The sequence below is a fragment of the Sporosarcina sp. FSL K6-6792 genome (genome assembly GCF_038004885.1).
GTDB lineage: Bacteria > Bacillota > Bacilli > Bacillales_A > Planococcaceae > Sporosarcina > Sporosarcina psychrophila.
This window is the reverse complement of record NZ_JBBOSA010000001.1, coordinates 2,713,359-2,725,559: the sequence shown is the minus strand read 5'-3', so window position 1 is coordinate 2,725,559 and position 12,201 is coordinate 2,713,359. Positions and strand designations below refer to the sequence as shown.

Below are 12,201 nucleotides of genomic sequence, written 5' to 3'. Positions count from 1 at the left end.
TTTGGCCCTTGACTCTGGTGCTGCGCTAAAAATTCATTGACAGAAGAAATAACCTCTGCTATCTTAATAACTGTGCTTCATCACTTTAGCTGGATAAAGAAACAAATCATAGGGGGAATACAAATGAATGCAGTTATTATCGCCATAGTCGTTATGTTGGCTTTAAGTTTATTACGGGTGAACGTTGTATTAGCCCTAGTTGTAGGTGCGATTGTGGGAGGATTTACAGGAGGCTTATCAGTTGATGAAACGATTGTCTCGTTTACTGGTGGTCTAGGTGAAGGAGCAACAATTGCCCTTAGTTATGCATTACTTGGTGGATTCGCGGTAGCTATATCGAAGACTGGCATTCCTCAATTGCTTGTTGAAGCTATGTTGCGGATTGTGAAGAAAGAGGGGGAGCCTGATCGTACAGCACTAGGAAAAGTACTGATTGTCTTAATGCTTCTAGCGATGGCCATATTCTCGCAAAATCTTATTCCAATCCATATTGCATTTATTCCTTTATTGGTGCCACCGATTATACATGTCTTAAATATGTTGAAAATAGATCGTCGTCTGATCGCCTCTGTTCTGACATTCGGGTTAACAGCACCATATATCTTGCTTCCATATGGATACGGATTCATCTTCCATGAAATTCTTGCTAAGCAAATGGCGGCAGCAGGTATGGTGATTGATATGGCGGACATACCGAAAGCGATGGCACTTCCTGTTCTTGGTCTGTTCGTAGGACTGCTAATTGCTATTTTCTTCTCTTATCGCAAGCCGAGAGAGTATGTGGACAAGCAATTAAAAATCACTGAAGAAGTGGTGGTTGTTAAAACACGTAATATCATCTTTACAGTACTAGCACTTATTGGCACACTTGCTGTACAGATACCGACACAGTCTATGATTGCAGGTGCAGTGACCGGGATTGCGATTCTGTATATTACGGGAGCACTTAAGTGGAAAGATGCTGATGGTTTAATCAATGAAGGAATGCGAATGATGGCATTCGTAGGATTTGTCATGATTACAGCAAATGGATTTGCTGCTGTGCTTCAAGAGACAGGAGATATTGTTAAGTTGGTGGAATACTCGAGCACTGCTCTAGGGGATAATAAGGGGATGGCAGCATTCGCTATGTTACTTGTCGGGTTAATCGTTACAATGGGTATTGGCTCATCATTTGCAACAATCCCAATTATTGCATCGATTTTCGTGCCGCTTAGTATGGCATTTGGATTCAGTCCGTTAGCCATCATTGCACTTGTTGGGACAGCAGCGGCTCTCGGTGATGCTGGTTCGCCTGCATCTGACTCTACGCTTGGGCCAACTGCGGGACTTGATGTCGATGGACAACATAATCATATATGGGATACATGTGTACCGACATTCATTCACTACAACATTCCGTTGTTGTTGTTTGGTTGGGTAACGGTCATGCTCTTTAATTAAGTAGTCAATAGTCCGAGTTGGTACTCTCGGACTTGCAATGAGTGAGAGAAAGAATTATAATAATAAAGTTGAGAAAAGAATTTCGCCAAGGCACTTGCGTTATTCTTTTTTTATGTGTATAATATTGAATGTTGGTCTTTGACTGCGATGAAGCGAGAGGTTGCCGACACACCAGGCCGCTTTGCCGTGGCATGTGTGTGGGAAATTTTCGTGGAGAATGTCTATAACAAAATAGGCGCAAGGGAGGGAAAATAATGGCAAAACAAAAGATTCGTATTCGTTTAAAAGCATATGATCATAGAATTCTTGATCAATCAGCTGAAAAGATCGTAGAAACAGCAAAACGTTCGGGTGCTAGTGTATCGGGTCCGATTCCACTACCGACTGAAAGAACTGTCTACACGATTCTTCGTGCGGTGCATAAATACAAAGATTCGCGTGAGCAGTTCGAAATGCGTACTCACAAACGTCTAATCGATATCGTTAATCCGACACCACAAACTGTCGATGCTTTAATGAAACTCGATTTACCATCAGGCGTTGACATTGAAATTAAACTTTAATCGATACTAAATAAAGCACACATTAATTCAGGAGGTGGACTAAATGACCAAAGGAATCTTGGGAAGAAAACTCGGTATGACGCAAATTTTTGCTGAAAACGGAGATCTTATCCCGGTAACAGTGATTGAGGCTGGACAAAACGTTGTTCTTCAAAAGAAGACTACGGAAACAGACGGCTACGAATCAATCCAAATCGGATTTGAAGATAAACGCGAAAAGCTTGCTAACAAACCTGAAAAAGGGCACGTTGCAAAAGCTGATACTGCACCTAAGCGCTTCATTCGCGAATTCCGCGAATTAGACGTTAGTGGCTACGAAGTTGGTCAAGAAGTCAAAGTTGATACTTTTGCTGAAGGCGATATCGTCGACATCACAGGTACATCAAAAGGTAAAGGGTTCCAGGGTGTTATCAAGCGTCACGGATATTCACGCGGACCTATGACCCACGGATCACGTCATCACCGCGCACCAGGTTCAATCGGATCTGTTGACGCTCAACGTGTATTCAAAGGTAAAAAAATGCCAGGTCGTATGGGTGGCAAAACAGTAACAGTTCAAAACCTTGAAATTATACGAGTTGATCTTGAACGCAACTTGCTACTAGTTAAAGGTAACGTTCCTGGAGCACGCAAATCACTTTTACAAGTGCGCAGCGCTATCAAAGGAAACTGACTACTAAAGAAAGGAGGAAACAGGAATGCCTAAAGTATCCGTATTAAATCAGGCAGGAACTTCTGTCGGAGACATCGAACTAAATGAAGCAATCTTTGGTATCGTACCAAACGAATCTGTTTTATTCGAAGCATTGGTTCAACAACGTGCTTCATTGCGTCAAGGGAATCATAAAGTAAAAAGTCGCGGCGAAGTTGCTGGTGGAGGACGTAAACCATGGCGTCAAAAAGGTACAGGTCGTGCCCGTCAAGGTTCAATCCGATCACCACAATGGCGTGGAGGTGGTATCGTATTCGGTCCATCACCAAGAAGCTATAGCTACAAATTACCGAAGAAAGTCCGCAGATTGGCTCTTCTTTCAGCTCTTTCTACGAAAGTTCGTGAAGAAGATGTAATCGTTCTTGAAGGACTAACATTCGATGCACCAAAAACAAAAGATTTTATCAAAGTACTTGCTGATCTTTCGATTAACAGAAAAGCGTTGATCGTAACAGCTGACTTAGATGAAACTTTGGCTTTGTCTGCACGTAACATCCCTGGAATCAGTGTCGTAACAGCGACAGGTATTAACGTACTTGATCTTATCGGTCACGATAAACTTGTTATGACTAAAGCAGCAGTTCAAAAAATAGAGGAGGTGCTAGGTTAATGGAAGCACGTGATATTATAAAACGTCCGGTCATTACCGAGCGTACTTCTGAACAAATGGAATTCAAAAAGTACACTTTTGAAGTTGACACGCGCGCTAATAAATCATTTATTAAGCAAGCTATCGAAGAAGTTTTCGGTGTTAAAGTTGAAAAAGTGAACGTACAGAATTACAAAGGTAAACTTAAGCGTATGGGCAAGCATTCTGGTTATACGAACAGACGCCGTAAAGCGATTGTTACACTAACTGCTGACTCAAAAGACATCGAACTTTTCGAAGTCTAAGTTAAACAACTAATAGATATCTAATTATATGAAGGAGGGAACACAAATGGCGATTAAGAAATACAAACCTACCTCCAACGGACGCCGTAACATGACTACATCCGATTTTGCTGAGATTACTGCTGACAAACCGGAAAAATCATTGCTTGCACCGCTTAAGCGGAAAGGCGGCCGTAACAACACTGGTAGGATTACTGTTCGTCACCATGGTGGAGGCCACAAGCGCCAATACCGTGTCATCGATTTCCAACGCCGGAAAGATGGCATACCAGGACGCGTTGCTACGATCGAATACGATCCAAACCGTTCAGCTAACATTGCTCTAATCAATTACGTAGACGGAGAGAAACGTTACATTCTCGCTCCAAAAGGTCTTGTAGTTGGAGCAACTATTATGTCAGGCCCGGAATCAGATATCAAAGTGGGTAACTCACTTCCACTAGAAAACATTCCAATGGGTACTACAATTCATAACATCGAAATGAAACCAGGTAAAGGCGGACAACTAGTACGTTCAGCAGGAACTTCTGCACAACTACTTGGCCGTGAAGATAAGTATGTTATTGTACGTCTTCAATCTGGAGAAGTTCGCATGATTCTTGCTGTATGCCGCGCGACAATTGGTCAAGTTGGTAATGAGCAACATGAACTAATCAACATTGGTAAAGCAGGACGTTCACGTTGGATGGGTAAACGCCCAACAGTTCGTGGTTCTGTCATGAACCCTAACGATCACCCACACGGTGGTGGTGAAGGTAAAACTGGTATCGGTATGAAGTCTCCAGTAACTCCATGGGGTAAACCGACACTTGGTTATAAAACACGTAAGAAAAACAACAAATCCGACAAGCTTATTGTACGTCGTCGTAAGAAGTAATAGTAATGCACTGCGGTTCAATGATTGGACCGTAGTACAAACACGGAGGGAGGTTCCGACATGGGCCGCAGCTTGAAAAAAGGACCATTTGTAGACGATCATCTAATGAAGAAGGTCGAAGCACAAAGTGGATCTGAGAAAAAACAGGTTATCAAAACATGGTCACGCCGTTCAACAATCTTCCCGACATTCATCGGAATGACAATTGCTGTATATGACGGACGTAAACACGTTCCCGTCTATGTAACTGAAGATATGGTTGGTCACAAACTTGGTGAATTTGCACCTACGCGCACATACAGAGGTCATGGCGCCGACGATAAGAAAACAAGACGTTAATTGAGAGGAGGTTATTCTGATGCAACAAGCAAAAGCTACTGCCCGCACAGTCCGTATTGCCTCTCGTAAAGTCCGTTTGGTCGTTGATCTTATCCGAGGCAAAAAAGTCGGTGAAGCTATCGCGATTCTACGCCTGACGCCAAAAGCGGCTTCTCCGGTTGTAGAAAAAGTTTTGAAATCAGCGATTGCAAATGCTGAACATAACTATGAAATGGATGTCGAAAACCTATTTATCAGCGAAGTATTCGTTGATGAAGGTCCGACTATGAAACGTTTCCGACCACGCGCACAAGGACGTGCGAGCGCAATTAATAAACGTACGAGCCACATCACATTAGTGGTATCTGAAAAGAAGGAGGGATAATTCGTGGGTCAAAAAGTACATCCTAACGGTTTACGGGTCGGTATCATCCGTGACTGGGAGTCTAAATGGTACGCAGAAAAAGACTATGCGACTCTCTTGCACGAAGATTTGAAAATCCGTGAGTTCATCGAAAAACGTCTTGTAGAAGCTTCTGTTTCTAAAGTTGAAATTGAACGTGCTGCAAAGCGTGTTAACATCAGCATCCACACTGCTAAACCAGGAATGGTTATTGGTAAAGGTGGTACTGAGGTCGAAACACTTCGTAAAATGTTGAACGACATCACTGGTAAACGCGTTCACATCAACATCATTGAAATTAAACGTGCGGATCTTGACGCTAAACTAGTTGCAGAGTCAATTGCTCGTCAACTAGAAACTCGCGTATCATACCGTCGTGCACAAAAACAAGCAATCCAACGCACAATGCGTTCTGGCGCTAAAGGAATTAAAACACAAGTTTCTGGACGTCTTGGCGGTGCTGACATCGCTCGGTCGGAACATTATAGTGAAGGTACTGTCCCTCTCCATACATTACGTGCAGATATTGATTATGCACATGCTGAAGCAGACACAACGTTTGGTAAGCTTGGCGTTAAAGTATGGATTTATCGTGGAGAAGTCCTTCCAGTGAAGAAACAGAAGAACTCTGAGGAAGGAGGCAACTAATATGTTAATGCCTAAACGAGTTAAATATCGTCGTGTATTCCGTGGTAAAATGCGTGGTACTACAAAAGGCGGAGCAACAGTTCAATTCGGAGAATACGGTCTACAAGCTCTTGATTCGGCATGGATTACAAACCGCCAAATCGAAGCAGCACGTATTTCAATGACACGTTACATGAAACGTGGCGGTAAAGTATGGATCAACATCTTCCCGCACAAACCATATACAAAGAAGCCTCTTGAAGTACGGATGGGTTCAGGTAAAGGTGCTGTAGAAGGCTGGGTAGCAGTTGTTAAACCTGGTCGTATTATGTTCGAAATAGCAGGTGTATCGGAAGAAGTTGCGCGTGAAGCGCTTCGCCTGGCATCTCACAAACTTCCTATTAAAACTAAGTTTGTAAAACGTGAAGAAATCGGTGGTGAATCTAATGAAAGCTAATGAAATCCGTGACTTAACAACTGCAGAGATTGAGCAAAAGGTGAAATCACTGAAAGAAGAGCTTTTCAACCTTCGCTTCCAACTTGCGACAGGTCAATTAGAAAACACTGCACGCATCCGAGAAGTTCGTAAATCGATTGCGCGCATGAAGACAGTTATACGTCAAAGAGAAATCAGTGCAAATAACTGATGAAGGAGGTTGCAGCCATGACTGAGGAGCGTAACCAGCGCAAAGTATATACAGGCCGCGTTGTATCCGACAAAATGGATAAAACAGTTACTGTTATGATCGAAACGCAAAAGAAGCATTCTAAATACGGTAAACGTGTTAAGTATTCTAAGAAATTCAAGGCCCACGATGAGCTGAACGAAGCTAAAATCGGAGATGTTGTTCGTATAATGGAAACTCGTCCATTGTCAGCAACAAAACGTTTCCGTCTACTTGAAGTAGTCGAAACAGCGGTCATCATTTAATTAACGTTCGGGTATATAAATCCGGGAGGAGGTAGCCTCAATGATCCAACAGGAAAGTCGTATGAAAGTCGCCGACAACTCAGGCGCTCGTGAAGTACTTACAATTAAGGTATTAGGCGGTTCAGGCCGTAAAGTAGCAAACATCGGTGATGTAGTCGTTGTAACGGTGAAAAAAGCAACACCAGGTGGCGTTGTTAAAAAAGGTGAAGTTGTCAAGGCTGTTATCGTTCGCACGAAGAGCGGAGTACGCCGTAAAGACGGTTCATATATTACATTTGATGAAAATGCTTGTGTTATTATCCGTGACGACAAGAGCCCACGTGGAACTCGTATTTTCGGACCAGTTGCTCGCGAACTTCGTGACAGCAACTTCATGAAAATTATTTCACTTGCTCCTGAAGTTCTTTAATCACATGATAGTGCCAAATCAAGGAGGTGCGACAGAATGAATGTTAAAAAAGGCGATAAAGTTATGGTCATCACAGGTAAAGACAAAGGTAAAACCGGTGTGATCCTAGTTGCTTTCCCTAAAAAGGATCGTGTGCTTGTTGAAGGTGTTAACATCGTCAAGAAACATACGAAACCTAACCAGGAAAATCCTCAAGGTGGAATCATCAGCCAAGAGGCAGCTATCCATGTATCAAACGTTATGGTGATCGATCCTAAGACAGGCGAGCCTACTCGTGTAGGATACAAGATCGAAAATGGCAAAAAAGTTCGTGTTGCTAAAAAATCCGGAGAATTGCTGGATAACTAAGTAACGGATGAAAGGAGGTCCAACAGATGAGCCGTTTAAAAGAAAAGTTTAAAAGCGAAATCACTCCTGCTCTTATGAGCAAGTTTGAATATACATCAGTTATGCAAGTACCAAAAGTCGACAAAATCGTCATTAACATGGGTGTTGGTGATGCTGTTCAAAACACGAAAGCACTAGATGCGGCAGTGGAAGACTTAACAATTATTTCAGGTCAAAAACCTGTTGTCACAAAAGCAAAGAAATCAATCGCGGGATTCCGTCTTCGTGAAGGTATGCCTATTGGAACGAAAGTTACACTACGCGGTGAGCGTATGTATGAATTCCTAGACAAACTGATTGCTGTTTCGTTGCCTCGTGTACGTGACTTCCGTGGTGTTTCTAAAAAAGCATTCGATGGTCGCGGTAACTATACGCTTGGCGTAAAAGAGCAACTAATTTTCCCGGAAATTGATTATGATAAAGTTTCTAAAATACGCGGTATGGATATCGTCATCGTTACGACTGCAAACTCGGACGAAGAAGCACATGAGTTACTAACGCAGTTCGGCATGCCGTTCCAAAAGTAAATAAGAGGGAGGCGTAAACGTGGCTAAAAAATCAATGATTGCTAAACAAAAACGCACACCAAAATTCGCGGTACAAGCATACACACGCTGTGAGCGTTGTGGTCGTCCGCATTCGGTATATCGTAAGTTCAAGCTTTGCCGTATTTGTTTCCGCGAGTTAGCATATAAGGGACAAATTCCTGGCGTCAAAAAAGCCAGCTGGTAAACCCCTAAATTTGGGAAGGAGGTAAATGTAATGACAATGAGTGATCCGATCGCAGACATGCTTACACGCATTCGTAACGCCAATATGGTTCGTCACGAAAAGCTTGAAGTACCTGCTTCAAACATGAAAAAAGAAATCGCAGAAATCTTGAAACGTGAAGGTTTCGTACGTGATGTTGAATATGTCGAGGATAGCAAACAAGGTATCATCCGCATTTTCCTTAAGTACGGTCAAAATAACGAACGTGTTATTACTGGTCTTAAACGTATTTCAAAACCTGGTCTTCGTGTTTATGCTAAAACTAGCGAAGTTCCTAAAGTTTTGAACGGTCTTGGTATAGCCCTCGTTTCTACATCAAATGGCGTACTTACAGACAAAGAAGCACGCGCTAAACAAGTAGGCGGAGAAGTAGTAGCTTACGTCTGGTAATTCGTAACAAATGAATGGAGGTGCACTTGAATGTCCCGTATTGGCAAAAAGCCGATTGAGGTACCTGAAAACGTGACAGTTACTATCGCAGAAGGTAACTTCGTTACAGTTAAAGGTCCTAAAGGCGAACTTACAAACACATTTAACTCGGATATTAAAATTGAACAGGAGAACAACGTGATCACTTTGATCCGTCCTTCTGAATCCAAAGAACACCGTTCTATTCATGGAACGACACGTTCACTTATCAATAACATGGTGGTTGGCGTTTCAGAAGGTTTCGAACGCAAACTTGAACTAGTTGGTGTTGGTTACCGTGCTTCACTTCAAGGTTCGAAATTAGTGTTGAACATTGGTTTCTCTCACCCAGTTGAATTTACACCTGAAGAAGGAATTGAAGTTGAAGTTCCTGCTAACACTAAAATTACTGTTCGTGGTATCAACAAAGAACGCGTTGGTGCTCTTGCATCGAACATCAGAAAAGTACGCCCACCAGAGCCGTATAAAGGCAAAGGGATTCGCTACGAAGGAGAAGTTGTCCGTCGTAAAGAAGGTAAAACTGGTAAATAATGCCGCTTAAGGCATCTGGAAGGAGTGATCACGATGATTACGAAAAAAGACAAGAATGCTACTCGTAAGAAACGTCATGCACGCGTACGTCGTAAAATCAGCGGGACTGCAGCTCGTCCACGCCTAAACGTATTCCGTTCAAACAAGCATATCTATGCTCAGTTGATTGATGACGTGAATGCAGTAACGATTGTAAGTGCTTCTTCAATGGAAAAAGATTTCGGATCTGAATCCAAAGCAGACACTGCAGCAGCAGTAAAAGTCGGCGAGATGATCGCAAAGAAAGCTGTTGAAAAGGACGTTAAGTCAGTAGTATTTGACCGTGGCGGATACCTATTTCACGGCCGTGTGAAAGCTCTTGCAGACTCAGCACGTGAAAACGGTCTGGAATTTTAATTAAGAAGGAGGTATACATTTCATGCGTCGTAATGATCAGAATAAAAGCGAATTCGAAGAACGCGTAGTTACCATTAACCGCGTAGCGAAAGTTGTGAAAGGCGGACGTCGTTTCCGTTTCACTGCTCTCGTAGTTGTCGGAGATAAAAATGGCCGTGTCGGTTTTGGTACTGGTAAAGCACAAGAAGTTCCAGATGCAATCCGTAAAGCTATCGAAGATGCGAAGAAGAATTTAATCGTTGTACCAATGGTTAAAGGAACTACTCCGCACCTAGTGCTTGGACATTTTGGAGCAGGTAAAATCCTTATCAAACCAGCAGCTCCAGGTACTGGAGTTATCGCAGGCGGACCTGTCCGTGCGGTACTAGAACTTGCAGGCATCACGGATATCCTTTCGAAATCACTTGGTTCAAGCACACCAATCAACATGGTTCGTGCGACATTCGAAGGATTATCGAATTTGAAACGCGCTGAAGATGTTGCTAAATTGCGCGGTAAATCCTTGAAAGAACTGTATAGTTAAGGGGGGAAATGCAATGGCGAACAAACTTGAAGTCACCCTTACAAAAAGTGTAATCGGCTCGAAGCCAGCACAGCGTAAAACTGTGGAGGCGCTTGGACTACGTAAATTACACCAAATGGTCGAACATCAAGATAATGTTGCAATTCGTGGCATGATCAACAAAGTAGACCACCTAGTAACAGTTAAAGAACTATAATTACGATTTTTTGAATAAGGAGGTGCCAATGAGATGAAATTACACACTATGAAGCCTGCTGCAGGTTCACGTACTAAGCGTAAGCGTATTGGTCGCGGAATCGGTTCAGGTTTTGGTAAAACTTCTGGTAGAGGTCACGGTGGACAAAACTCCCGTTCGGGTGGTGGCGTACGTCTTGGATTCGAGGGTGGTCAAATTCCACTTTTCCAAAGACTTCCTAAACGTGGTTTTACGAACATCAACCGTAAGGATTATGCAATCGTAAACCTAGACACACTTAATCGTTTCGACGAAGGTACTGAAGTTACGCCTGAGCTACTAATTGAATCAGGCATCGTGAGCAATGCTAAATCAGGTATTAAGATTCTGGGTAACGGAATTCTTGAGAAAAAGATCACTGTCAAAGCTCACAAATTCTCTGCTTCTGCTAAAGAGGCAATCGAGAAGGCGGGCGGACAGACCGAGGTGGTTTAATGTTTCAGACAATCGCCAACTTTATGCGAGTAAAAGATATACGGTCTAAAATCTTTTACACACTACTGGTACTCATTGTTTTTAGACTAGGAACATTTATTCCAGTCCCAAACGTTGATGCAACTGCACTACAGCAAACTGATAATAATCTTATTGGCTTACTGAACGTGTTTGGTGGGGGTGCCCTTGCGAACTTCTCGATCCTTGCAATGGGAATTATGCCTTACATCACTGCATCTATCATCGTGCAATTATTGCAGATGGATGTCGTACCTAAATTTACTGAATGGGCGAAACAAGGAGACGTTGGAAGACGGAAACTTGCGCAGTTCACGAGGTATTTCACAATAATCCTAGCCTTTATTCAAGCAATTGCTATGTCATTTGGTTTCAACCAAATGTATGGTGGTACGCTGATAAAAGACGAAGGTGTTTCGACATACGTGGTTATCGCGATCGTATTGACGGCAGGAACTGCATTTCTTTTATGGCTTGGTGAACAGATTACAGCAAAAGGTGTTGGGAATGGTATTTCCATCATAATCTTCGCTGGTATCGTCGCAGCAATCCCAAATGCAGTCAACCAACTTTACGCAACTCAGATTCAAGATGCGGGCGACGCACTGTTCATTAAACTGGCAGTTATGGCTCTTCTACTCGTCTTGGTCATTGCGATTACTGTCGGAATTATTTACTTCCAAGAAGCACTACGGAAAATTCCGATCCAATATGCGAAACGTGTCACTGGACGAGGTCAAACGACTGCAGGCCAACAGACACACTTGCCCTTGAAACTTAATGCGGCAGGGGTTATCCCGGTAATCTTTGCTTCTGCATTTTTTATTACACCACAATCAATAGCGACCTTCTTTGGCACTAACAGTGTAACAACTACAATTACAAACGTTTTCGATTATACGAAACCGGTTGGAATGGTATTTTACCTGATATTGATCATTGCATTCACATACTTCTACGCATTCATCCAGGTGAATCCGGAGAATATTGCGGATAATTTGAAAAAGCAAGGCGCTTATATCCCGGGCATTCGTCCAGGACAAAATACACAAAATTACCTAACGAGCACTTTGTATCGATTGACATTTGTGGGGGCAATATTCCTCGCTACAGTGGCAATCATGCCGATATTCTTCATCAATATCGCAAACCTTCCACAGTCTGCGCAAATTGGAGGAACAAGTTTAATCATCGTCGTCGGGGTTGCACTTGAAACGATGAAACAACTTGAATCACAACTTGTGAAAAGGCATTACAAAGGATTCATGAAGTAATAATCACAAAGGTTCATCTCTATGT

Annotated in this window: 23 protein-coding genes; all 23 read left to right on the top strand. The window is 42.7% G+C overall.

Features of this window, described 5'->3' with window-relative positions:
* The first annotated feature begins 123 nt into the window (after positions 1-123).
* Positions 124-1,443, top strand: coding sequence for a Na+/H+ antiporter family protein (locus MKZ26_RS13405; protein WP_340766483.1), 1,320 nt, complete (start codon positions 124-126; stop codon positions 1,441-1,443).
* Between the two features lie 254 nt (positions 1,444-1,697).
* A complete protein-coding gene (rpsJ, locus tag MKZ26_RS13400; RefSeq protein WP_067204744.1) occupies positions 1,698-2,006 on the top strand; it encodes a 30S ribosomal protein S10 in 309 nt (102 codons plus the stop codon).
* A gap of 43 nt (positions 2,007-2,049) precedes the next feature.
* Positions 2,050-2,679, top strand: coding sequence for a 50S ribosomal protein L3 (gene rplC / locus MKZ26_RS13395; protein ID WP_067204747.1), 630 nt, complete (start codon positions 2,050-2,052; stop codon positions 2,677-2,679).
* 25 nt (positions 2,680-2,704) lie between these two features.
* Complete coding sequence (gene rplD, locus MKZ26_RS13390; RefSeq protein ID WP_340766482.1) at positions 2,705-3,328, top strand: 50S ribosomal protein L4; 624 nt, start codon at positions 2,705-2,707, stop codon at positions 3,326-3,328.
* Positions 3,328-3,612 carry a 50S ribosomal protein L23 gene (rplW, locus tag MKZ26_RS13385; protein WP_067204752.1) on the top strand — a complete coding sequence of 95 codons (285 nt, stop codon included), beginning with the start codon at positions 3,328-3,330 and terminating at the stop codon, positions 3,610-3,612. The genes rplD and rplW overlap by 1 nt, the downstream gene beginning before the upstream one ends.
* A gap of 46 nt (positions 3,613-3,658) precedes the next feature.
* Complete coding sequence (gene rplB, locus MKZ26_RS13380) at positions 3,659-4,489, top strand: 50S ribosomal protein L2 (RefSeq protein WP_067204755.1); 831 nt, start codon at positions 3,659-3,661, stop codon at positions 4,487-4,489.
* 60 nt (positions 4,490-4,549) lie between these two features.
* Entirely contained in the window at positions 4,550-4,828 is a 279-nt protein-coding gene (gene rpsS / locus MKZ26_RS13375; RefSeq protein WP_067204757.1) for a 30S ribosomal protein S19, read from the top strand.
* Between the two features lie 19 nt (positions 4,829-4,847).
* On the top strand, positions 4,848-5,192 hold the full coding sequence (rplV, locus tag MKZ26_RS13370; protein ID WP_067204760.1) for a 50S ribosomal protein L22: 345 nt from the start codon (positions 4,848-4,850) through the stop codon (positions 5,190-5,192).
* A 3-nt stretch (positions 5,193-5,195) separates the two neighbouring features.
* Positions 5,196-5,858, top strand: a complete 663-nt coding sequence (gene rpsC / locus MKZ26_RS13365; RefSeq protein WP_067204763.1) for a 30S ribosomal protein S3 — start codon at positions 5,196-5,198, stop codon at positions 5,856-5,858.
* Between the two features lies 1 nt (position 5,859).
* Positions 5,860-6,294, top strand: coding sequence for a 50S ribosomal protein L16 (rplP, locus tag MKZ26_RS13360; RefSeq protein ID WP_067204766.1), 435 nt, complete (start codon positions 5,860-5,862; stop codon positions 6,292-6,294).
* Positions 6,284-6,484: a 50S ribosomal protein L29 gene (gene rpmC, locus MKZ26_RS13355; RefSeq protein ID WP_025783856.1), complete on the top strand. Its 201-nt coding sequence runs from the start codon at positions 6,284-6,286 to the stop codon at positions 6,482-6,484. The genes rplP and rpmC overlap by 11 nt, the downstream gene beginning before the upstream one ends.
* Before the next feature lie 17 nt (positions 6,485-6,501).
* Positions 6,502-6,768, top strand: a complete 267-nt coding sequence (gene rpsQ, locus MKZ26_RS13350) for a 30S ribosomal protein S17 (RefSeq protein WP_067204770.1) — start codon at positions 6,502-6,504, stop codon at positions 6,766-6,768.
* A gap of 40 nt (positions 6,769-6,808) precedes the next feature.
* Positions 6,809-7,177 (top strand): 50S ribosomal protein L14, encoded by a 369-nt coding sequence (gene rplN, locus MKZ26_RS13345; RefSeq protein WP_067204773.1) that lies wholly within the window; start codon positions 6,809-6,811, stop codon positions 7,175-7,177.
* 36 nt (positions 7,178-7,213) lie between these two features.
* Positions 7,214-7,525, top strand: coding sequence for a 50S ribosomal protein L24 (gene rplX, locus MKZ26_RS13340; RefSeq protein WP_067204776.1), 312 nt, complete (start codon positions 7,214-7,216; stop codon positions 7,523-7,525).
* A 26-nt stretch (positions 7,526-7,551) separates the two neighbouring features.
* Positions 7,552-8,091, top strand: a complete 540-nt coding sequence (rplE, locus tag MKZ26_RS13335) for a 50S ribosomal protein L5 (RefSeq protein ID WP_067204779.1) — start codon at positions 7,552-7,554, stop codon at positions 8,089-8,091.
* Positions 8,092-8,110: 19 nt separating this feature from the next.
* A complete protein-coding gene (locus MKZ26_RS13330) occupies positions 8,111-8,296 on the top strand; it encodes a type Z 30S ribosomal protein S14 (RefSeq protein ID WP_067204781.1) in 186 nt (61 codons plus the stop codon).
* A gap of 30 nt (positions 8,297-8,326) precedes the next feature.
* The gene (gene rpsH, locus MKZ26_RS13325) at positions 8,327-8,725 is read left to right on the top strand and encodes a 30S ribosomal protein S8 (protein WP_067204783.1); all 399 of its coding nucleotides are present in this window, start codon (positions 8,327-8,329) and stop codon (positions 8,723-8,725) included.
* A 30-nt stretch (positions 8,726-8,755) separates the two neighbouring features.
* On the top strand, positions 8,756-9,295 hold the full coding sequence (rplF, locus tag MKZ26_RS13320; RefSeq protein WP_067204786.1) for a 50S ribosomal protein L6: 540 nt from the start codon (positions 8,756-8,758) through the stop codon (positions 9,293-9,295).
* A gap of 33 nt (positions 9,296-9,328) precedes the next feature.
* Positions 9,329-9,691, top strand: coding sequence for a 50S ribosomal protein L18 (gene rplR, locus MKZ26_RS13315; protein WP_067204790.1), 363 nt, complete (start codon positions 9,329-9,331; stop codon positions 9,689-9,691).
* A 22-nt stretch (positions 9,692-9,713) separates the two neighbouring features.
* On the top strand, positions 9,714-10,214 hold the full coding sequence (rpsE, locus tag MKZ26_RS13310) for a 30S ribosomal protein S5 (RefSeq protein ID WP_067204791.1): 501 nt from the start codon (positions 9,714-9,716) through the stop codon (positions 10,212-10,214).
* Between the two features lie 13 nt (positions 10,215-10,227).
* Positions 10,228-10,410, top strand: a complete 183-nt coding sequence (rpmD, locus tag MKZ26_RS13305) for a 50S ribosomal protein L30 (protein ID WP_067204794.1) — start codon at positions 10,228-10,230, stop codon at positions 10,408-10,410.
* A gap of 33 nt (positions 10,411-10,443) precedes the next feature.
* Entirely contained in the window at positions 10,444-10,884 is a 441-nt protein-coding gene (gene rplO, locus MKZ26_RS13300; protein WP_067204796.1) for a 50S ribosomal protein L15, read from the top strand.
* A complete protein-coding gene (gene secY, locus MKZ26_RS13295) occupies positions 10,884-12,176 on the top strand; it encodes a preprotein translocase subunit SecY (RefSeq protein ID WP_067204799.1) in 1,293 nt (430 codons plus the stop codon). The genes rplO and secY overlap by 1 nt, the downstream gene beginning before the upstream one ends.
* Positions 12,177-12,201 lie beyond the last annotated feature (25 nt).

Bases quoted from the DNA above. Each gene is read 5' to 3' on its own strand.
- MKZ26_RS13405 (WP_340766483.1), top strand. From the start codon at position 124: ATGAATGCAGTTATTATCGCCATAGTCGTTATGTTGGCTTTAAGTTTA.
- rpsJ (WP_067204744.1), top strand. From the start codon at position 1,698: ATGGCAAAACAAAAGATTCGTATTCGTTTAAAAGCATATGATCATAGA.
- rplC (WP_067204747.1), top strand. From the start codon at position 2,050: ATGACCAAAGGAATCTTGGGAAGAAAACTCGGTATGACGCAAATTTTT.
- rplD (WP_340766482.1), top strand. From the start codon at position 2,705: ATGCCTAAAGTATCCGTATTAAATCAGGCAGGAACTTCTGTCGGAGAC.
- rplW (WP_067204752.1), top strand. From the start codon at position 3,328: ATGGAAGCACGTGATATTATAAAACGTCCGGTCATTACCGAGCGTACT.
- rplB (WP_067204755.1), top strand. From the start codon at position 3,659: ATGGCGATTAAGAAATACAAACCTACCTCCAACGGACGCCGTAACATG.
- rpsS (WP_067204757.1), top strand. From the start codon at position 4,550: ATGGGCCGCAGCTTGAAAAAAGGACCATTTGTAGACGATCATCTAATG.
- rplV (WP_067204760.1), top strand. From the start codon at position 4,848: ATGCAACAAGCAAAAGCTACTGCCCGCACAGTCCGTATTGCCTCTCGT.
- rplP (WP_067204766.1), top strand. From the start codon at position 5,860: ATGTTAATGCCTAAACGAGTTAAATATCGTCGTGTATTCCGTGGTAAA.
- rpmC (WP_025783856.1), top strand. From the start codon at position 6,284: ATGAAAGCTAATGAAATCCGTGACTTAACAACTGCAGAGATTGAGCAA.
- rpsQ (WP_067204770.1), top strand. From the start codon at position 6,502: ATGACTGAGGAGCGTAACCAGCGCAAAGTATATACAGGCCGCGTTGTA.
- rplN (WP_067204773.1), top strand. From the start codon at position 6,809: ATGATCCAACAGGAAAGTCGTATGAAAGTCGCCGACAACTCAGGCGCT.
- rplX (WP_067204776.1), top strand. From the start codon at position 7,214: ATGAATGTTAAAAAAGGCGATAAAGTTATGGTCATCACAGGTAAAGAC.
- rplE (WP_067204779.1), top strand. From the start codon at position 7,552: ATGAGCCGTTTAAAAGAAAAGTTTAAAAGCGAAATCACTCCTGCTCTT.
- rpsH (WP_067204783.1), top strand. From the start codon at position 8,327: ATGACAATGAGTGATCCGATCGCAGACATGCTTACACGCATTCGTAAC.
- rplF (WP_067204786.1), top strand. From the start codon at position 8,756: ATGTCCCGTATTGGCAAAAAGCCGATTGAGGTACCTGAAAACGTGACA.
- rplR (WP_067204790.1), top strand. From the start codon at position 9,329: ATGATTACGAAAAAAGACAAGAATGCTACTCGTAAGAAACGTCATGCA.
- rpsE (WP_067204791.1), top strand. From the start codon at position 9,714: ATGCGTCGTAATGATCAGAATAAAAGCGAATTCGAAGAACGCGTAGTT.
- rpmD (WP_067204794.1), top strand. From the start codon at position 10,228: ATGGCGAACAAACTTGAAGTCACCCTTACAAAAAGTGTAATCGGCTCG.
- rplO (WP_067204796.1), top strand. From the start codon at position 10,444: ATGAAATTACACACTATGAAGCCTGCTGCAGGTTCACGTACTAAGCGT.
- secY (WP_067204799.1), top strand. From the start codon at position 10,884: ATGTTTCAGACAATCGCCAACTTTATGCGAGTAAAAGATATACGGTCT.